The 18,283-nt window shown below is 36.4% G+C and carries 21 protein-coding genes; 6 read left to right on the top strand and 15 right to left on the bottom strand.

The features are described 5' to 3' along the window. Nucleotides 1-50 precede the first annotated feature (50 nt). The 11 genes from JHC30_01905 to JHC30_01855 are packed head-to-tail and all read right to left on the bottom strand — an operon-like array spanning nt 51 to nt 7,001. Nucleotides 51-1,274, bottom strand: coding sequence for an NAD(P)/FAD-dependent oxidoreductase (locus tag JHC30_01905; GenBank protein ID MCI4462908.1), 1,224 nt, complete (start codon nt 1,272-1,274; stop codon nt 51-53). Nucleotides 1,275-1,279: 5 nt separating this feature from the next. Continuing rightward, nucleotides 1,280-1,768: a ferritin family protein gene (locus JHC30_01900; GenBank protein ID MCI4462907.1), complete on the bottom strand. Its 489-nt coding sequence runs from the start codon at nt 1,766-1,768 to the stop codon at nt 1,280-1,282. Nucleotides 1,769-1,770: 2 nt separating this feature from the next. Beyond that, on the bottom strand, nt 1,771-1,929 hold the full coding sequence (locus JHC30_01895; GenBank protein MCI4462906.1) for a rubredoxin: 159 nt from the start codon (nt 1,927-1,929) through the stop codon (nt 1,771-1,773). Nucleotides 1,930-1,947: 18 nt separating this feature from the next. Next, the gene (locus JHC30_01890) at nt 1,948-2,451 is read right to left on the bottom strand and encodes a rubrerythrin family protein (protein MCI4462905.1); all 504 of its coding nucleotides are present in this window, start codon (nt 2,449-2,451) and stop codon (nt 1,948-1,950) included. Between the two features lie 39 nt (nt 2,452-2,490). After that, complete coding sequence (locus JHC30_01885) at nt 2,491-3,252, bottom strand: HesA/MoeB/ThiF family protein (GenBank protein MCI4462904.1); 762 nt, start codon at nt 3,250-3,252, stop codon at nt 2,491-2,493. Between the two features lies 1 nt (nt 3,253). Beyond that, nucleotides 3,254-3,427, bottom strand: a complete 174-nt coding sequence (locus JHC30_01880) for a YHS domain-containing protein (GenBank protein MCI4462903.1) — start codon at nt 3,425-3,427, stop codon at nt 3,254-3,256. Continuing rightward, complete coding sequence (locus JHC30_01875) at nt 3,428-3,652, bottom strand: MoaD/ThiS family protein (protein ID MCI4462902.1); 225 nt, start codon at nt 3,650-3,652, stop codon at nt 3,428-3,430. A 3-nt stretch (nt 3,653-3,655) separates the two neighbouring features. Beyond that, complete coding sequence (locus tag JHC30_01870) at nt 3,656-4,291, bottom strand: iron-sulfur cluster assembly scaffold protein (protein MCI4462901.1); 636 nt, start codon at nt 4,289-4,291, stop codon at nt 3,656-3,658. Beyond that, nucleotides 4,291-5,445 (bottom strand): cysteine desulfurase, encoded by a 1,155-nt coding sequence (locus tag JHC30_01865; protein ID MCI4462900.1) that lies wholly within the window; start codon nt 5,443-5,445, stop codon nt 4,291-4,293. Before JHC30_01865 ends, JHC30_01870 begins: the two co-directional genes overlap by 1 nt. Further along, nucleotides 5,442-5,747, bottom strand: coding sequence for a metal-sulfur cluster assembly factor (locus JHC30_01860; protein MCI4462899.1), 306 nt, complete (start codon nt 5,745-5,747; stop codon nt 5,442-5,444). Before JHC30_01860 ends, JHC30_01865 begins: the two co-directional genes overlap by 4 nt. A 9-nt stretch (nt 5,748-5,756) precedes the next feature. Next, the gene (locus JHC30_01855) at nt 5,757-7,001 is read right to left on the bottom strand and encodes a DUF438 domain-containing protein (protein ID MCI4462898.1); all 1,245 of its coding nucleotides are present in this window, start codon (nt 6,999-7,001) and stop codon (nt 5,757-5,759) included. Nucleotides 7,002-7,179: 178 nt separating this feature from the next. Here JHC30_01855 and JHC30_01850 point away from each other — a divergent pair, with 178 nt between their 5' ends. Both JHC30_01850 and JHC30_01845 read left to right on the top strand, forming a co-directional pair. After that, nucleotides 7,180-7,341, top strand: a complete 162-nt coding sequence (locus tag JHC30_01850; protein MCI4462897.1) for a 30S ribosomal protein S21 — start codon at nt 7,180-7,182, stop codon at nt 7,339-7,341. A gap of 51 nt (nt 7,342-7,392) precedes the next feature. Next, entirely contained in the window at nt 7,393-7,647 is a 255-nt protein-coding gene (locus JHC30_01845) for a hypothetical protein (GenBank protein MCI4462896.1), read from the top strand. On the opposite strand, the gene JHC30_01840 is transcribed toward JHC30_01845, so the two are convergent. Then, on the bottom strand, nt 7,648-8,886 hold the full coding sequence (locus JHC30_01840) for a threonine synthase (GenBank protein ID MCI4462895.1): 1,239 nt from the start codon (nt 8,884-8,886) through the stop codon (nt 7,648-7,650). A 108-nt stretch (nt 8,887-8,994) separates the two neighbouring features. Here JHC30_01840 and JHC30_01835 point away from each other — a divergent pair, with 108 nt between their 5' ends. From JHC30_01835 to JHC30_01820, 4 genes are all read left to right on the top strand, one after another. Continuing rightward, a complete protein-coding gene (locus tag JHC30_01835) occupies nt 8,995-10,194 on the top strand; it encodes a BMP family ABC transporter substrate-binding protein (GenBank protein MCI4462894.1) in 1,200 nt (399 codons plus the stop codon). Nucleotides 10,195-10,266: 72 nt separating this feature from the next. Continuing rightward, nucleotides 10,267-11,793, top strand: a complete 1,527-nt coding sequence (locus JHC30_01830; GenBank protein ID MCI4462893.1) for an ABC transporter ATP-binding protein — start codon at nt 10,267-10,269, stop codon at nt 11,791-11,793. 10 nt (nt 11,794-11,803) lie between these two features. Beyond that, the gene (locus JHC30_01825) at nt 11,804-12,871 is read left to right on the top strand and encodes an ABC transporter permease (GenBank protein ID MCI4462892.1); all 1,068 of its coding nucleotides are present in this window, start codon (nt 11,804-11,806) and stop codon (nt 12,869-12,871) included. 4 nt (nt 12,872-12,875) lie between these two features. Further along, nucleotides 12,876-13,796, top strand: coding sequence for an ABC transporter permease (locus JHC30_01820; protein ID MCI4462891.1), 921 nt, complete (start codon nt 12,876-12,878; stop codon nt 13,794-13,796). A gap of 43 nt (nt 13,797-13,839) precedes the next feature. On the opposite strand, the gene allB is transcribed toward JHC30_01820, so the two are convergent. The 3 genes from allB to ssnA are packed head-to-tail and all read right to left on the bottom strand — an operon-like array spanning nt 13,840 to nt 18,281. Further along, nucleotides 13,840-15,216: an allantoinase AllB gene (allB, locus tag JHC30_01815; GenBank protein MCI4462890.1), complete on the bottom strand. Its 1,377-nt coding sequence runs from the start codon at nt 15,214-15,216 to the stop codon at nt 13,840-13,842. An 11-nt stretch (nt 15,217-15,227) separates the two neighbouring features. Next, on the bottom strand, nt 15,228-16,955 hold the full coding sequence (gene ade / locus JHC30_01810; protein MCI4462889.1) for an adenine deaminase: 1,728 nt from the start codon (nt 16,953-16,955) through the stop codon (nt 15,228-15,230). A gap of 3 nt (nt 16,956-16,958) precedes the next feature. Next, nucleotides 16,959-18,281: a putative aminohydrolase SsnA gene (gene ssnA, locus JHC30_01805; GenBank protein ID MCI4462888.1), complete on the bottom strand. Its 1,323-nt coding sequence runs from the start codon at nt 18,279-18,281 to the stop codon at nt 16,959-16,961. Nucleotides 18,282-18,283: the final 2 nt, after the last annotated feature.

Raw genomic sequence — 18,283 nt, 5'->3', positions numbered from 1 at the left:
AAAAATTGAGGGGGCAAAAATGCCCCCTTTCTTATCTCAGTAAAAAATCTTTAAACTTTTATTTCCTTTAAAGAAAAGTTTATGTCACTTAACTTGTCCTTGTACTCACTTACATCTGCTTGTTTTGATACAAGTTTATTTGCTGCATTTGCTTCTTTTATACCAAGGACAATAACACCAACAACTTTGTTATCCTTTAAAACTACCTTCCTGTATTTGCCGGATGATTCATCACTTGCCCTAATTACCTCATAACCTTCTTCTTTTGGATTAACAAGACCAACAGATGTAAGATCAAGCCCTACAACTTTTAATGTGTTAGAGGGAACTGAACCTTTGTATTCCATCGACCTGTCTTTAACCATGTTTGTTCCTGAAATTGTTGCTTGTTCAATTGCAGGAGGGATAATACCATATACAGTTCCGTTGTATTCAGCAATATCACCTGCTGCAAATATATCCTCGGCAACCTGCATATAAGAATCTACAAGAGCACCTCTATTAAAAGGAAGATTTGATAATTCAAGAAGTTCTGTATTCGGTCGGACACCCGTAGAAAGAAGAACCATTTCTGCAGGAACAACCGTTCCATCGCCTAATACTACTTTTTCAACATTGTTAGTCCCGACTATTTCTTCAATCTTTACATTTTCCAAGATACCAATTCCCCAATTCATCAATATTCCTTTAAGAATCTTCGCTCCTTCCTGATCGAGTTGTCTTGGTAATAGATATGGTCCACCCTCTAAAACGACAGGCTTTAATTTGTTTTTAAGAAATGAGTAAGCCGCTTCCAATCCCAAAACACCACCACCAATCACTGCAACAGGCTTGTCGTTTCCGATCATAAAGGAATGTCTTCTGATTGCAAAAGCGTCACTCAGGTTCCTTAGTGTAAAAACCCCTTCAGTATAAACGCCTTTAATTGGAGGAACAAAACTTGAGGCACCATTAGCAATAAGAAGTTTATCATACGCAAAACTACCGCCCATATCAAACAAAAGTAGGTGTTCTTTCGGATCAACTTTGCGAACCTTTATGCCGAGATGCAGTTTTATATCTCTTTCTTCATACCACATTGAGTCGTAAAAGTACAGGTCTCGTGCACGAATTTCTTCGCGAATGACTTCAAAAAGTTTTGGCCTCGGGTAATACAGTGTCGGCTCCTCAGAGAATATATGGATTTCACCCTTTGGATCTAATTGCCTTATTGTTTTTGCGGCAGTTACTCCCGCAACTCCTAATCCTATAATTGCATAAATCACTTTATTCACCTTCCTTAAAATGGTGAGAAATCATTAACCTCCCAGAATCTTTCCTTGAGGTCATTGTATTCGTTTGTGAGCATATTAAGATGCTCCTCTTCCCATTTCATCAATTCTTCAAATAGATACTTGACCTTTGGATCCTCCGCTCTCTCTGCCTGTTCCTTATAGAAAAGAACAGAATTTTTCTCTAAAATCATTCCTGTTGAAATCGCAGAGAACTCAAAATTTTTGCCCTTGAGATTATTCAAAAAGTCTTCAGAAAATATTCTTTTAAATGTCATTTGAGGTTTTGGAATATCCACAACAAAATCAGACTTATTTTTTATTGCATCATGTAAGTCCTTAAGGTATTTATAGTGCTTTCCTTCTTCTTGCGCAAGGAAGAGAAATACTTCTTTTGCCTGCTTGTCTTCTGTTTTCTCCGCTGCAGTCTTATAGAGATTAATACCATTAAGTTCTACTTCCATTGCTGCCTTGAGAACTTCTAACACATCATTCATATTTAAATCTCCTCGAACTGATCTTTTGTTGCTCCACAAACAGGGCAAGTCCAGTCTTCTGGTAAATCCTCAAAAGGTGTTCCTGCAGGAATATCCTGCGTGTCATCACCAACTTCTGGGTCATAAATGTACCCACAAACCATGCATTTGTACTTTTTCATTTTAGCCTCCTTTAAATTTTAAAATTCTTTAAAAGCACTTTTAGGTGCTCCACAAATAGGGCACTGTTCGGGTGCCTCTCCTACTACGGTATATCCACAAACAGGGCAAATATAAATCTTATCAAATTTAACCTCTTCACCTTTATCAAGTTTCTCTTTTGTGTTTGCATAAAGTTCTCTATGGATTTTTTCTGCTGAAAGGGCAAAATGAATCGACCTAATAGCATCTTTCTCATCCTGTAAACTTGCAATTGCATTATAGGCAGGATACATTTCTTCGATTTCAAAATTCTCCCCACCCCATGCAGATTGCAAATTCTCCGAAGTGTTCTTTAATTCCATCAATGCCTTAAAGTGATTTGTAGCATGAACCTGCTCAGCAAAAGAAATCGCCCTAAAAAGCCTTGCTACATCGTGTAACCCCTCTTTCTCAGCTTGCTCTGCAAAGATTAGATACTTCATGTGTGCCTGAGATTCACCTGCAAATGCTTCACGCAAACTCTTTTCTGTCATTTGTCTCATACTCATTCCTCCTTTCAAATTATTAAAATTTACTACTATCTATATTATACTACAAACCTTGCAATTTGGGTCTTTCTCAAGGTTAATAATTGAAAATTCATTAGTCAAACCATCAAACAACAGAAGTTTATTCCTAAGAATTTCCCCAATACCCAAAGCGTACTTAATAAATTCATTTGCAACAAGAGTACCTGTAACCCCCACAGTTGTACCAATTATGCCTTGATTCCTATTTTCCTCGGTTAGTTCAAAAAGAATTTCTTTAGCTCTCTCGGGAAAAATGCAATTGAAACATGCAGTTTCGTGTGGAATAACAACCATCAGTTGACCAACAAATCTACCCACTGCACCAATAAAAAGAATCTTGTTTAACTTTACTGCAATTCTATTTATAAGATACCTTGTTTCGTAATTATCTGTTGCGTCAATTACTGCACTAAACTTGCTAAAAATTCTTTCGGTAATTTCCTCATCTGTTAACCAGGTGTTATATGCTTCAACGGTTATATTTGGATTTAGTTTTTCAATTTTTTCTTTTGCAACAAGTACTTTTTCTTTTCCAAGGTCATCCATATTGTATAAAATCTGCCTATTAAGATTCGTTATCGAAACTACATCGCCGTCGACAATACCGATTCTCCCAACACCTGCAGATCCAAGATACAAAAGAATAGGACTCCCTAATCCTCCTGCGCCAACAACGAGGACATTTGCACTTTTCAATTTTTGTTGACCCTCAACTCCAATCTTATCTATTCTTATTTGCCGATCGTATCTTTCTAATTCATCTTTAGAAAGCATCTTAACACCCCGAACTTTCAGGCCTTTTTGGTTTTAAAGTGTACTTTTCCGGGTTTTTTAAAAACGCTTCTTTACACTCTTCAGAACAAAAGTAATAAATTTCACCCTTATACTCAACACTTGCAATTGCCTTCTCTTTTTCGATAATCATCTTACAAACAGGATCCTGGACCATTTAACCACCTCCTACAGGTGAAAATACACTTACAATGTCTCCATCGTTCAATTTATCTTCAAACCATGCCCTCTTAAGATTAACCAAAACTATTATGTACTTTCTTTCCTTGATGTTAAATCTATTTAAAACATCTTCTACAGTAGAATTTTCGGGTAAAACTATGTATGTTTCCTCTGGTCCATACTTGAGATAATCGCCGTAAAGTTTTACCTTTACAGTCATATTCTACTCCTTAAAAATGACTTTTATCTCTTTTACATCCCAAAGATACTGAAGTCTTTCTATTATTTCTTCTTTTATATTATCTGCAAATTGAGAGTTTTCTCCAATTCCAAGGACAATTTCAACAACACCTGAATTGACTATAACAGATTTCACGATCCTTGATTTAACAATGTCGATCCCTGTTTCTGGATTCATAACATGTGAGAGCCTCTCGTAAACCTTGTCAACCGTTGTTGACTCTTTCTCCCTAACCAAACCATTTTTCTCTAAATACAGTTCAACTGCTGAATGTAATGCATCTGCTGCAAGCACAGAACAATGCACTTTTACAGGAGGAAGACCTCCCAATGCTTCAGCAGCATCTTTCCAGGTTATATTTTTTGCTTCCTCAACCGTTTTCCCCTTAACAAGATCTGTTATTATTGATGCGGTTGCAATGTTTGAAGCACAGCCATAAGATTTAAACTTAACATCAACTATTTTTTTGGTTTCTGGATCAATTTTAAGGTAGAGAGTTATCATATCACCACACGCAGGGCTTCCCTCAGTTACTTTTACATCCGCATCAGGAATTTCTCCAACATTGTGTGGATTTTTAAAGTGTTCAATAACTAATTTCGTATATGGTATTGGCATTACTTACCTCCTAATAATGGGCTTATTCTTCTTAAATCATCAACGATTTCTTTTAGTTTTTCAATTGTATAATCTATTTCTTCTTTCGTATTGTATTTTGACAAAGAGAATCTTATTGAACCATGCGAATCCTCGTGTGATTTACCCATAGCAAGAAGTACATGGCTTGCTTGAAGGTTCCTGCTATAGCAAGCAGAACCTGTTGTTACTCCTACACCTTCAAAATCGAGCCTTAAAGCAATGGATTCTCCTTCTATGTATTTGAAAGTAACATTAAGTATATGCGGAAGAGAGTTATCAAGAGTCCCGTTAAGTTCAACATCAGGAATTTCTTTCAAAAGTCTTTCATAAAGATACATTTTTATCTCTCTAAGGTGTGTTACAAAGGAATCGTCCCATAATTCAAAAGCCTTCTTTGCACCAATTATTGCAGGTGTATTTTCATGACCTGCTCTTAAATTAAATTCATTGAATCCACCATCTATAAGTTTTTCAATTTTGGTTCCGCTCTTTACGTAAAGAATGCCAATCCCTTTTGGTCCGTAAAATTTATGTGGAGAAATTGTAAGCAAATCTATACCGGTTTCTTTTAAATTCAATTTTGTGTATGGAATAGCAACTGCTCCATCAACGTGAAGTGCTATACCTTTTTCCTTTACAAGCTTTGAAATCTCTTTTAAATTTTGGATTGTTCCTACTTCATGATTTGCAAGTTGAACTGTAACTAAAATTGTATCATCTCTCAAAGAATCCTTTAATTCGTTGAGATCAATAAAACCCTGTTTATCTACACCTACATAAGTAACTTCAAAACCTTCTCTTTCGAGCCTTTTAACAGATTCCGTTACCGATATATGTTCTATCTTAGATGTTACTATATGTTTCCCTTTATTTTTATTGGCATAAGCAAACCCTTTTATAGCAAGGTTATTCGATTCCGTTCCTGAGGAAGTAAAAACTATTTCATTTCCACTAACGCCAAGTTTATTTGCAATATAATCTCTTGCCTCTTGAATCCTGTCCTGAACTGCTTGACCTAAAGAATGAGAAAATATAGAAGAAGGTATTGCATAAAATTCCAAAGCAAAATCACTCATTTCTTTTACTACTTCTGGATCTGGTTTGGTTGAACTTGCGTTGTCAAAGTATATCATAAGTAACCTAACTCCTTTTTTGCTTCCTCACTCATCATATCAGGTGACCATGGCGGATCATATGTTAACTCAATTTGCACATCTTTTACACCGTCAAGAGACCTAACGACCATTTCGACATCATTTAAGATATAGTTTCCCATGGGACAGCCTGGCGCAGTCATAGTCATTAAAATCTTTACAACACCATTTTCCTCATCAACATCAAGTTTGTAAATTAGACCAAGGTCAACAATGTTAATAGGAATTTCTGGGTCATAAACATTCTTTAAAGCGTTAATGATTTCTTCTTTTGTAACCATAATTTCCTCCTATTCTTCAGAATAAATTCTTTTTTCTCCTTCTAATTTCTTAATATCAGTCACATCTTGGGTAACTTCAAGTGTCCCAAGGTAATTACCGTAAGTATCCCTTACAGCAAAATACCTAATATATATTAGTCTTCCTTGCGAATTTATCCAAAACTCTGCTGAATCTCTTTTTCCACTCTTAAAATCCTCAAGGATTTTATTAACTATATGAACACTTTTTGGAGGGTGGCAATTTTGCACACTTCTTCCCAAAACCGACTTTGTTCTCACGAAAATTCTCTTTTCACCTCTATTAAAGAATTGGACTATATCGTCCTTGTTAATAAAGGTAACTTCGATTGGAAGTGTTTCAAAAAAGGCATTTAATTCATCAAGTGTAAATTTACCCGAATCAAGATAAATATACCTATCTTCGGTCGCTTGTTTTTCAGATGATTCTTTGTTTATTTCAGGGATAAGTGCCTTATCAGTAAATTTTGTAAAACCAATCTCTATCATTCCTTCAGAAACTTTATTCCACTCATTTTCTTCGAGCTTATCAAGAGCAGTTGGGAAAAGAATTTTGTTTTCTTTATAAATATGAGAGGTCTTCAAATCAACAATATACTTTAAGAGATTTGGTAAGTTATTAACCTCTTCTTGAGTAAGATTATTATTCTTACTTTTCTCTAAGTATCCTTTCAGTTCTTTAAATCTTGCTCTAAGTGAGTCATGCTCGTTCCAAAGAATCTGTGGAGGTTGAACAACATCATGCTTCTCCAAAAATGGGAATAAAGCATTTTCTTCTCTTACCATATGGTTTTCGATATCGAAAACCATATCAAAAATTTCGGCGTTTTCCTGAAATATTCCCCTGATATAATTTGGGTCCTTATTTTGCTCTATTTTGTTTGCAATTTGCATAAATTTGCCAAGCAACTCAACAATTTTTTTGTGTTCATCAAAAAGCAAATACAGAGGGTGCCCCTTACTAACTTTAATTTCCTCTTGTTCGAGAGATTCTCTAAAAATATCTATATGGACATCGCAAAGCCTATGTATCTTTTCCTGTGGAAAATGGTCTTGAACAATTAATGTATTTTCTATTATTGCGATTTCTGCAGGGTGAACATTCTCCAAGATCTTTTTGAATCGTTCTTTTACTTCTTGGGGAGAAATAAGACCCTTGTCCATATCTATCAACAACTTTCTCATAAGATTAAGTCTTTCGTCTCTGCTCAAATTATTCTGTATAAATTCGCTCATTTCTTTTCACCTCCAGTAAATTATAACTATAAAAGTAATATTTTGCAATAGAAAAAATAGAAAATTTCACAGAAAAATTTAGTAAAATTTCTTGACAATATTTTAAAAATCTGTAAACTTGTATTGAGAAAAATGTGAAAGGAGGCGATTATCCTAACGACAAGTTAGGAGAAAACCAGTGGCAGAAGTACGTAGAAGACAGAACGAGTCCTTAGAGGACATGCTTAAAAGATTTAGAAGAGAATGCGCAAAGGATGGGATTTATGCTGAAATTAAAAAGAGAAGGTATTATGTCCCACCAAGCGTAAGGAAAAAGCAAAAAGAAGCAAAAAAGAAGTAAAAAACAACAAGGCAGGATTAACCCTGCCTTTAATTATTTGGAGGGATACAAATGGCAATTAATCCAAACACAAAAAAGACTGAAGTTGTTATTGTAGCAGGTGCCTTTATAATTAAGGGCTTCATTTATGTCCCTGCAAATATGCGTTTTTCCGACGCATTAAACAAATTCTTAAAGGATATTCAATTTTTACCCGTTGTTGATGCGGAGTTAAGAAGCATAAACTCCAAAGAATTAATTGAGAAACGGGATTTTGTTCTTGTTAAAAAAGAATTAATAACTATTATATCGCCACTTTCCGAGTAATCAAATTATTTCATTTAACTTTTTCTTCACATCCTCAATTGTAGGATCAATATAAATTGGCTCTTTTACAGATTTCATTGCGCTTGCAATATCTTTAAGTCCGTTTCCTGTTATAATTACAACAACCTTATCGTCCTTTTTAACCAATCCTTCTTTTAATGCCTTTAGATAACCTGCAAACGAAGTTGAAGCAGCAGGTTCAGCAAAAATCCCACTCATTGTGCCAAGATATTTAATAGCAGAAAGTATTTCTTCATCGCTTACCTTTATGCCAAAACCTTTTGTTTCCTTTATATACTTTACAGCCATTATCCCGGAGCGAGGTATTCCAACTGAAATACTATCTGCTATCGTATTAGGTGTAACAGGCCTTATAATGCCGTCTCCATTTACGGCATCAACCACAGGTGCACAACCCTCAGCCTGGACTGGTACAAGCGTTGGCATTTTTTCAATAAATCCAAGATTTAGCAAATCAAAAAATCCTTTGTAAACACCAGAGATAATATTTCCATCTCCAACAGAAACAAAAACATAATCAGGAACATCAAAATTAAGTTGCTCAGCAATTTCCAGCGCAACTGTCTTTTTCCCTTCAACTGTGTATGGATTAAAACCTGTGTTTCTATTGTACCAGCCAAACTCTTTTGTCGCCTTTATAGAAAGTTCAAATGCTTCATCGTATGTTCCATTAACTGCAAAAACCGTTGCACCAAAAACCAAAAGTTGTGTTAATTTTGCAACAGGTGCAGTCTTTGGAACAAATATATAACTTTTAAGTCCCGTCGATGCAGTTGCTCCTGCAAGAGATGAAGCTGCATTTCCAGTGGAAGCACAGGTAATTTCATTTAACCCAAGTTCCCTTGCTTTTGCAGTAACAATTGCAGAGGCTCTATCTTTAAGGGATGCTGTTGGATTTCTTCCGTCATCTTTTATATACAGATTTGAAACACCAAGGTCTGCTCTTATTCTTTCTACAGGATACAACGGCGTGAAACCTACTTGAAGAGGTCCAATTTTTGATGGATCATTTATAGGAAGAAGGGGTAAGTATCTCCATAAGTTATACATCTTGTTATTTTGAAGGTATTCCTTTGTAAATTCCTTTTTAATTGCTTCGTAATCATATTCAACTTCAAGCAAGCCCTCATCCCCACATTTAGGACAGGTATACATTACCTCATTTTCGTTATACTCACTTCCACAAACCAAGCATTTTAACTTCTTTATATGTCCCATTTTCTTTTCTCCTTTCTTTTTTCATATTATATCCATTTTTAAGATTTCTTTGCAAAACTCTTGCAATTTTTAACCAAATTTAATAGAATACATTAAAGGAGGTGAAGTATGTTAAAAAACAAACTAAAGACTTTAGGAGTAGCATTAGTTTTACTGATGCTTATCTTTACTTCTGTCTCTTGTCAGCCACAGCAAACCTCACAAACCACAACCCAAACAACACAGGAAAAGACAATTAAAGCAGGGTTCATCTATGTTGGACCCACGGGCGACTACGGTTGGACTGCTGCACATGATGCAGCAAGAAAACAACTTGAACAGAAGTTCCCATGGCTTAAAACAGTTTACATTGAATCAGTTCCTGAAACAGATGCAGGTCGTTACATCGACAGGTTAGTAAACGAAGAAAAGTGCGACATCGTATTCACAACAAGTTTTGGCTACATGGATGCAACAGCAGAGGCTGCAAAGAAGTATCCAAATGTTATCTTTGAGCACTGCTCAGGATACAAGAGGGATACAAACCTCGGAACCTACTTCGCGGAACTTTATCAAGCCTATTACCTTACTGGACTAATGGCGGGCGCACTTACAAAGACAAACAAAGTCGGTTATGTTGCAGCACAGCCAACACCTGAAGTAGTAAGACACATCAACGCATTCGCACTTGGTGTAAAAGAAACTAATCCAAAGGCAAAAGTTTATGTAAGATGGCTTTTCACATGGTATGATCCAGCAAAAGCAAAGGAAGCAGCGGAATCTTTAATTTCCGAAGGAGTGGACGCCTTAGCATTTACAGAAGACTCAACCGCAGTAGTCGATGTTGGTGAGGAACACACAAAGAAAGGACAGCAAATTTATACATTCTCCCACTACAGCCCAATGTTACAGTATGGTCCCGACACTGTTGTATCAGGACAACTTGCAGATTGGGAACCAATTTATGAAGACATTTTAAGAAGAGTCTACACCAATACATGGACCAACCAGGATTATTGGTGGCTAATGAAAGAAGGTGCATGCATACTCGGAGCAGATTTCAATACACCAATTAATCCAAAATTCACAGACGCACTCAAAGCAAAATTTGTTAACGATCCAATCCTTGGAAAGATTAGCGTTTACGACCTTGTTATGAAGAGAAAAGAACAGATGAGTGAACCAACTGTTCTGTTTGATCCATTCACCGGACCAATCTATGACCAGAAAGGAACTTTGAGGCTTAAACCAGGTGAAAGAGCGTCTCATGATATGCTCTGGAGTATGGACTGGTTTGTTGATAATGTTGTAGGCGAAATTCCTAAATAAAGGATAAACAAAAACGAATTTTAAGGGGGGAGGAAAAATCCCCCCTTCAATTAAATTAAGTGAGGTGAAAACTTGGAAGAAAAAGTTACAGAATTCAAATCACTTGAACTTAAGGACATTTACAAAGAGTTCCCTGGTGTTGTTGCAAACAACAGAATTTCACTGAAGATTAATGCTGGTGAAATACATGCACTTCTTGGAGAAAATGGTGCAGGGAAAACAACATTAATGAACATCATTTATGGTATTTACCAACCAGATGATGGAGAAATATACATAAATGGAAAAAAAGTATTCATAGACTCTCCGAGAACTGCAATGAAATATGGCATTGGTATGGTGCACCAACACTTCATGCTAGTTGAAAACCATACAGTTGCAGAGAATATTGCACTGGGGCTTTCAGGAACAAAGTTTTTAAACCCAACAAAAGAAATTGCAAAAGAGATTGAGAGATACAGTAGCGAAATTGGATTACATGTGAATCCTGATGCAAAGATCTGGCAACTTTCTGCAGGAGAGCAGCAAAGAGTTGAAATCTTAAAAGCCTTAATGAGAGGTGCAAAACTTATCATTTTAGATGAACCAACTTCAGTCTTGACACCACAAGAGGCAAGCGAACTTTTTAAAACTATAAAGCATCTTGTTAAGAATGGACACTCTGTTATTTTTATTACACACAAACTTGAAGAAGTTTACGAATTGGGGGGCATAGTAACTGTTTTAAGACAAGGAAAAGTAATTGGTTCCACTACAACTAAAGATGCAACAAAAGAAGAATTAGCAAAGATGATGGTTGGTAGAGAAATTCTTTTTAACCTTGAAAAAGAATATATAAAACCAGGAGAAGTAGTTGTAAAGGTGGAAAACCTTGAAGTTCTTAACGATAAAGGATTAAAAGCAATAAAGAATTTGAATTTTGAAGTAAGAAAGGGAGAAATTCTTGGAATAGCAGGTGTCTCAGGAAACGGACAAAGAGAGTTAGTTGAAGCGCTTACGGGATTAAGAAGAGTTGAAAAAGGAAGGATTTTGATTAATGGTAAGGAAATACAAAATAAAGGAGCCCGTGAGATAGGAGAAATGGGCGTTGCACATATCCCAGAAGAAAGAATTAAATACGGTATTGTTCCTAATCTCCCAGTCTATGAAAATGCTGTGTTAAGAGACTATTACAAAGAGCCATTTTCAAATAGAGGTATACTCAACTATAAAACAATTAAAGAATTTGCAATTAAACTTGTTAAGGAATTTTCAATTGCAACACCATCTATAGAAACGAAAGCAAAGCTTCTATCGGGAGGTAATATTCAAAAATTAATTCTTGCAAGAGAGACGACAACAAAATCTACTTTTATAGTAGCAGCACACCCAACATATGGGCTTGATATTGCTGCAACAGAGTATATAAGAAAATTATTGTTGCAGAAGAGAAAAGAAGGATCTGCAATACTCCTCGTATCAGAAGATCTTGAGGAAATTCTTCAACTGAGCGATAGAGTTGCGGTAATGTTTATGGGAGAATTTATGGGAATTGTTGACCCAAAGAAAGTTTCCATCGAAGAAATTGGCTTGATGATGGCTGGTTCTATGAGAATGTAGGAGGACAGGGATGCATATTTCAATTGAAAAGAGAGGTTATGTTTCAAAGCGCTACTCCACCACTGTATATCTACTTTCTATTTTTGTTGCGGTTATTATATCGAGTTTTATATTTTTACTCAGAGGAGTAAACCCATTTTATGCATTCTATAAAATATTTCAGGGTTCATTTGGCTCTGCATTTGGTATAAAAGAAACAATAACAAAAGCAATTCCACTGCTTCTAATTGCGGAAGGGCTTATTGTCGCATTTAAAGGAAAGTTCTGGAATATTGGTGCAAATGGACAACTACTTATTGGAGCAACATTGTCTACATGGATTGCGTTAAATTATGGTCCCACACACTCTGCAATAACAACAATACCCTTGATGTTCATTGTTGGCTTCATAGGTGGTGCTTTATATGGCTTTATTCCTGCTGTATTAAAAGTTAAACTTGGAATTAATGAAATAATTGCAACCTTAATGTTGAACTACATAGCAGAAGACTTTGTAGAATATCTTGTCTATGGACCATGGAAAGGCAAAACTCAATATGGCTTTCCTTACACCGACAACTTTCCACCAAGCGCAACCTTAGCACAGATACCGGGAACAAGGATTAGTTATATTACTCTAATTATAGCTTTAATATCGGTTGTTGTAGTGTATTACTTCATTGAAAAAACAAAATATGGCTTTGAGATAAAGGTTGCTGGTGAAAACCCTCACGCAGCAGAATATTCAGGTATCGATTTTGTAAAAATGACAATTATAATGATGCTTATTTCAGGCGGTCTTGCAGGTATTGCTGGAGTAGGCGAGGTTGCAGGTATCCATAGGCACCTTACATACCCTGCACAGGTCTCCTCTGACTATGGATATACTGCTATAATCGTTGCGTGGCTTGCCCAACTAAACCCGATTCTTGCATTAGTTTCCGCATTATTCTTTGGTGGAATCCTCGTTGGCGGTGATGTAATACAAACTTCGCTTGGCTTTCCTTCCTCAACGATCAATGCATTTAACGGATTCATTCTAATCTTTGTAATGATTGGCAACTTCTTTACAGAATACAAAATAAAGATAAGAAGGTGATAAAATGAATCTTATAATTTCAATCCTTCAAAGGACAATGGTTGCAGGAACACCACTTCTTTTAGGAACTGTTGGCGAGATTATAACTGAACGCTCGGGAATTTTAAACCTCGGTATCGAGGGAATGATGGCACTAGGTGCAATAGTAGGATTTAGCGTTACCTACACAACAAAAAACCTGGTTTTAGGACTTTTTGCGGGAATACTTGCAGGAGGAGTTCTTGCACTGCTCCACGCTTTTGTTTCAATCAACATAAGGGGGATACAAACCCTTTCAGGACTTGCAATAGCAATGATTGGAAGTGGACTTGCAGGTATGCTTGGTAAAAACTACATAGGAGTACCTCTTCCTACAAGATTTTCTGAGGTTGCAATCCCATGGTTATCAAAAATTCCATTTATAGGACCAATATTATTTAATAGGGACCCTCTTTTTTACACAGGCATCATTCTTGCAGTCCTTGCGTGGTTTATACTCTTCAAAACAAGATGGGGAATTAACATTAGGTCAGTTGGAGAAAATCCCAAAGCAGCAGATGCTCTTGGAATTAATGTTGGACTTGTAAAATACTTATCAACTTTCACAGGCGGTTGCTTTGCTGGTTTTGCTGGTGCATACTTAACTTTAGCATATATGCCATCATGGATTGAAGGTATGACTGGTGGTCGTGGATGGATCGTTATCGCTTTAACAATTTTTGCACAGTGGGATCCGCTTAGAGCAATATTAGGTGCTTACATATTTGGAGGAGTTGATGTTCTACAGTACATTTTACAACCTTTAGGAATTCCTGTGCCAATACTAAAAATGACTCCTTATATAGTGACTCTTATAATACTTCTTATAACTGCAAGAGAAATAATGAGGAAACACCTTGGTGCACCAAAAGCACTTGGCGAACCTTTCATAAAGGGAGAAAAATAAATAAAGGGGGCAAAAAGCCCCCTTTAAAAAACTCAATCAAAATCTAAAACTCACTCTTAACGAATTTACCGTAGCCTTGTTGAACAACAATACCCTTATCTTTTTCGTAAACGATATTTCCTCTTACTATTGTTTTCTCAATAACGCCCTTAAAAACAAAGCCATCAAAAGGCGAGTATTTATTTTTACAAAGTAAGTCTTCACTTGCGTTAAATATAAAACTTTCAAAAGGATTAACAAGCACAAAATCTGCATCAAAACCCACATCAATTTTGCCTTTCTTTTTTAGCCCAAATCTTTCCGCAGGTTTTTCTGATAGAACTCTCTTTAATTGAGATAAGGTTAGTATGCCTGTTGCAAATCCAAATGTGTATATAACATTAAATCTTGTTTGGACACCTGGAATTCCAGCATAATTGTCCCAAATACTTTCCTTATTTTTTTCTTCAGGATAGACTCCGCCTGCATGGTCAGTCGTTACAAAGTCAACTGTTCCCCTCCTAAGACCATCCCAGAGATACTCAGAATCTTCTTTTTTGCGTACAGGAGGAGCAGTTTTCAAAATTGCACCTATTTTAGATAGATCATCTTCATTAAAAACAAGATAATGAGGACATGTCTCTGTTGTTATGTCAATACCATCTTCCTTTGCTTTTTCAATCATCTCGAGACCAAGTTTTGATGAGAGGTGAACAATATGAACTTTATTCTTAAATTCCTTTGCAAGTGCAATGCTTCTTAAAATTGCAACTGCTTCTGCCTCATAATTTCTACCCTTAGCCCACGCATTCCCCGCAAAATTGTTGAGGCTGAGTTCTCTTTTTGTAAAAAAATCAACAAGTTCGAAATCTTCAGCGTGTATTCCTGCAACCAATCCCAATTCTCTTATTGTGTCAAAAACAAGAGCCATTTCTTCGATATTAACCCTTGGATAAGATTTCATACCAGAAATGGTGTAAAGTTTGAGCCCTACAACTCCTTCATCTTTCAACTCTTTTATAGTTTTCTTGTACTCTCCTGAATGGATTTGTTCAGGGGTAACGCCTCCCCAAAAAGAAAAATCAATAACTGCTTTTTTTGAAACAATATCAAGTTTATATTGTAGATTTTCTTTCGTAATGACCTCTGGAATAGAAGTACACGGCATATCAACAACAGTTGTCACTCCACCTTTAGCTGCACTCATAGTCCCTGTTAAAAAATCTTCCCTATCTGTGTAACCTGGGTCGTCAAAGTGGACATGAGCATCAATAAATCCTGGAAAAACAATGAAGTTTGAGCAATCTATAACATCATTTTGCGGTATATTTTCTGGAATGCTATTTTCAAAAATGTTTACTATTTTACCGTTCTCAACAAAAATATGGACTCTTCTTGTATTATTTCCATCTGTAACAATGTTTGCATTTTTTAAAAGCACTTCAAAACCTCCTAATCTACAAAAAGATCAACGAAAGTGAATTTTTCAACATCAACAAGTCCTGAATCAGTTATTTTTAGTTTTGGAATAACAGCAAGATGCATAAAGGCAAGCGCCATAAATGGATCTGGATATGTTACACCAAGTTCATTATGCGCAATCTTATGAAGTCTTTCAAGGACTTCTGCAACTTCATAAACTGAACGATTCGTCATTAGTCCACCATATGGAAGAGCAAGATAATCAAGGACAGCACCGTCCTTAGCGATTGCAATTCCTCCTCCTATTGCTTCAAGTTGGGTTACAACAAGAAGCATATCTCTATCATTTTCTCCAGCAACAATTATGTTGTGAGAATCGTGCGCTATTGAGGTTGCAAATGCACCTCTCTTTAAACCAAGCCCTTTTATAAAACCGACGGAGACTTTGCCTGTTGCCTTGTGCCTTTCAAACACAGCAATTTTTATAACATCATTTTCAGTATCAGATACGACAAAACCATCTTCAACTTTTGGAGTTACAATCAATTCATCTGTCACTATTGAATCGTGCCTTAAGCCTATTACTCTAATCTTTTTGCCTTTATTTGCAACTCTTAACTTCTCAAAAGTTGCCGCTTTAAGGTTTATTGTATTCTTAACTGCATCATCGTGCCTTGGCTCCTCGACATCAAAAAGAGCCTTTCCATCTTTTGCAACAAGTGCTCCTTCTTTAAAAACAAGACTCATTTTATTCAGATTATCAAAAACAACAAGGTCTGCAATATAGCCAGGTGCAACACCGCCCTTTCTTCTGAATCCAAAGAAGAGTGAAGGATTAAGTGTTGCAAGCCTTACTGCAGTAGGCAAAGGAATACCATTTTCTACAAGAAGTTTAATTGCATAGTTTAAATGTCCCTCTGAAATAAGGTCTTCTGGATGCTTATCGTCAGTACAAAGCAAAAATCTGTGTTTGGTTTTATCGTTCAAAACTGGCAATAGGCTCATTACATCTCTTGTAACAGAACCTTCTCTCATCATTATCCACATACCTTTGGATAACTTCTCAAGAGCCTCTTCTTTTGTTGTACATTCATGGTCAGCAAGAATGCCTGCCGATAAATATGCGTTAAGTTCATAACCTGAAAGCGTAGGAGAATGACCGTCAATTATCCCATCCCTAAAGAGAAGAATTTTATCAAGAATCTCTGGATCTTTATTTATTACACCTGGATAATTCATCATCTCGGCAAGACCAAGAACCTTTTCGTGATTCTTTAACATCGCAAGGTCTTCTGCGTATAGAATTGCACCAGATGTCTCAAGGTTAGTTGCGGGAACACAACTTGAAAGCATAAAGTAAATATCCATAGGTAAATCTTTTGAGGCATTTATCATAAACTGAATTCCAGGAATACCTGCAACATTTGCTATTTCATGAGGGTCAACAATAGCAGTTGTAGTTCCAAGAGGGACTACTGCCTTCGCAAACTCTGTTGGTATAAGCATTGTGCTTTCTATGTGCATATGGGAATCTATAAAGGAAGGTGCAACGAATGCTCCATTTACATCATAAATAGTGCTTCCTTCTTCGTAATTGCCGATTCCCGCAATAATTCCTTCTGCAATTGCAATATTACCCTCTTCAATTGATTCATTAAAGACATTAACGATCTTTGCATTCTTTATTAATACATCAGCGGCTTTTCTTCTTCTCGCTACATCTATGACATTAGAAAGTTTTCTTCTATCGAGTTCCATAGATTAAAACTTCCTCCAGAATTTCTTTGCAACTTCAATCGATTTTCTTGAAACTTCTTCTTCGTCAATTTTCGTTAACTTCTGGTCTTTTACAAGCAACTCTCCATGAACAAAAACATCTTTAACTGCATTATCTCTAGTGCCAAAAATGAGATGGTAGAAGAAATTGTTTCCATCAACGGGAGTCGGTGGATTATAGTCAAGCACAACAAGGTCTGCATAGGCATCTTTTTCAATTACTCCTACCTTCCTATTAAAGAAGCGGCTTGCAATAGACGAATTGTTCTCAAAAAGCATCCTTCTTGCAAGATCACTTCCAACCCTGGGATCTCTATAATGGAGTTTTGGCAATATGTAAGCAACCTTTACTGACTCAATCATAGATGGCGTGTATCCGTCTGTCCCAAGCCCTAACAAAATATGTGCCTTATCCATCTCAAGAATTGGCGCAACTCCCACACCATTATTCATATTCGATTCTGGATTATGGACAACGGTAGTTCCTGTGTCTTTCAGAATTTCAATCTCTTTCTCATTAATATTGATACAATGAATTGCAAGTGTATCTTTACCAAGAATGCCGAAGTCGTTTAACCTTTCAACAGTCCTTTTTCCTGAGGTTTTTAATGCGTGCTCAACATCTTCAGTACCCTCTGCAACATGAATATGAAAACCGACATTGAGGGATTTTGCAATTGCTGAGACTTTTTCAAGAGTTTCGTTCTCAAGCGTAAAAGATGCGTGCAACCCGAAGAGTGCGTTAAAGAAATCTTTGTTTTTCTCTTTTCTTAAATACCTTTCATTTTCCTTTATCGATTTTTCACTTAATTCTCTTCCCCACCTGTCAGAAGTTTCATAAGCAAGAACACCCCTTATTCCAACTTCCTTCAATGCATCTTCTACGATATCAAGGGAGCCATCTATAAGCCCAAAGGAGGCATGGTGATCAATAATGGTTGTTGTTCCCGATTTTAAACCCTCTATCGCAGGCATTAATGCGCTATAATAAATTTCTTCTTCCGTATCAAGGAATTTGTCGAGTCTCCACCAAATTAGCTCAAGGATTTCTTTGAATGTATAAGGGGAGGCTCCTCCAAAACCAAACCCTCTTGCAAATGTGCTGTAAAGATGCATATGAGTATTGATGAAACCAGGAATTACAAATCTTCCATCTAAATCGTATAATTCGGCATCTTTATACTTTGAAAGGATTGATTGAGTCGATCCAACTTCGACAATAATTCCATTCTCTATTGCTATTGCACCATTTTCGATATAGGCTTCACTACCTAAAGTAATGATTTTGCCATTGTAAAGAACCTTCATAG

The organism is Caldisericum sp. (assembly GCA_022759145.1).
In the GTDB taxonomy this organism is placed as follows: Bacteria; Caldisericota; Caldisericia; order Caldisericales; family Caldisericaceae; genus Caldisericum.
The sequence above is the reverse complement of the archived record's forward strand: the minus strand, read 5'-3'. Positions and strand labels throughout refer to the sequence as shown.

Coding starts and splice junctions, on each gene's coding strand:
- JHC30_01825 (MCI4462892.1), top strand. CDS start 11,804: ATGCATATTTCAATTGAAAAGAGAGGTTATGTTTCAAAGCGCTACTCC.
- JHC30_01880 (MCI4462903.1), bottom strand. CDS start 3,427: ATGGTCCAGGATCCTGTTTGTAAGATGATTATCGAAAAAGAGAAGGCA.
- ade (MCI4462889.1), bottom strand. CDS start 16,955: ATGGAACTCGATAGAAGAAAACTTTCTAATGTCATAGATGTAGCGAGA.
- JHC30_01835 (MCI4462894.1), top strand. CDS start 8,995: ATGTTAAAAAACAAACTAAAGACTTTAGGAGTAGCATTAGTTTTACTG.
- JHC30_01820 (MCI4462891.1), top strand. CDS start 12,876: ATGAATCTTATAATTTCAATCCTTCAAAGGACAATGGTTGCAGGAACA.
- JHC30_01860 (MCI4462899.1), bottom strand. CDS start 5,747: ATGGTTACAAAAGAAGAAATCATTAACGCTTTAAAGAATGTTTATGAC.
- JHC30_01845 (MCI4462896.1), top strand. CDS start 7,393: ATGGCAATTAATCCAAACACAAAAAAGACTGAAGTTGTTATTGTAGCA.
- JHC30_01885 (MCI4462904.1), bottom strand. CDS start 3,252: ATGCTTTCTAAAGATGAATTAGAAAGATACGATCGGCAAATAAGAATA.
- JHC30_01875 (MCI4462902.1), bottom strand. CDS start 3,652: ATGACTGTAAAGGTAAAACTTTACGGCGATTATCTCAAGTATGGACCA.
- JHC30_01855 (MCI4462898.1), bottom strand. CDS start 7,001: ATGAGCGAATTTATACAGAATAATTTGAGCAGAGACGAAAGACTTAAT.
- JHC30_01840 (MCI4462895.1), bottom strand. CDS start 8,886: ATGGGACATATAAAGAAGTTAAAATGCTTGGTTTGTGGAAGTGAGTAT.
- JHC30_01890 (MCI4462905.1), bottom strand. CDS start 2,451: ATGAGACAAATGACAGAAAAGAGTTTGCGTGAAGCATTTGCAGGTGAA.
- JHC30_01870 (MCI4462901.1), bottom strand. CDS start 4,291: ATGCCAATACCATATACGAAATTAGTTATTGAACACTTTAAAAATCCA.
- JHC30_01865 (MCI4462900.1), bottom strand. CDS start 5,445: ATGATATACTTTGACAACGCAAGTTCAACCAAACCAGATCCAGAAGTA.
- ssnA (MCI4462888.1), bottom strand. CDS start 18,281: ATGAAGGTTCTTTACAATGGCAAAATCATTACTTTAGGTAGTGAAGCC.
- JHC30_01895 (MCI4462906.1), bottom strand. CDS start 1,929: ATGAAAAAGTACAAATGCATGGTTTGTGGGTACATTTATGACCCAGAA.
- JHC30_01900 (MCI4462907.1), bottom strand. CDS start 1,768: ATGAATGATGTGTTAGAAGTTCTCAAGGCAGCAATGGAAGTAGAACTT.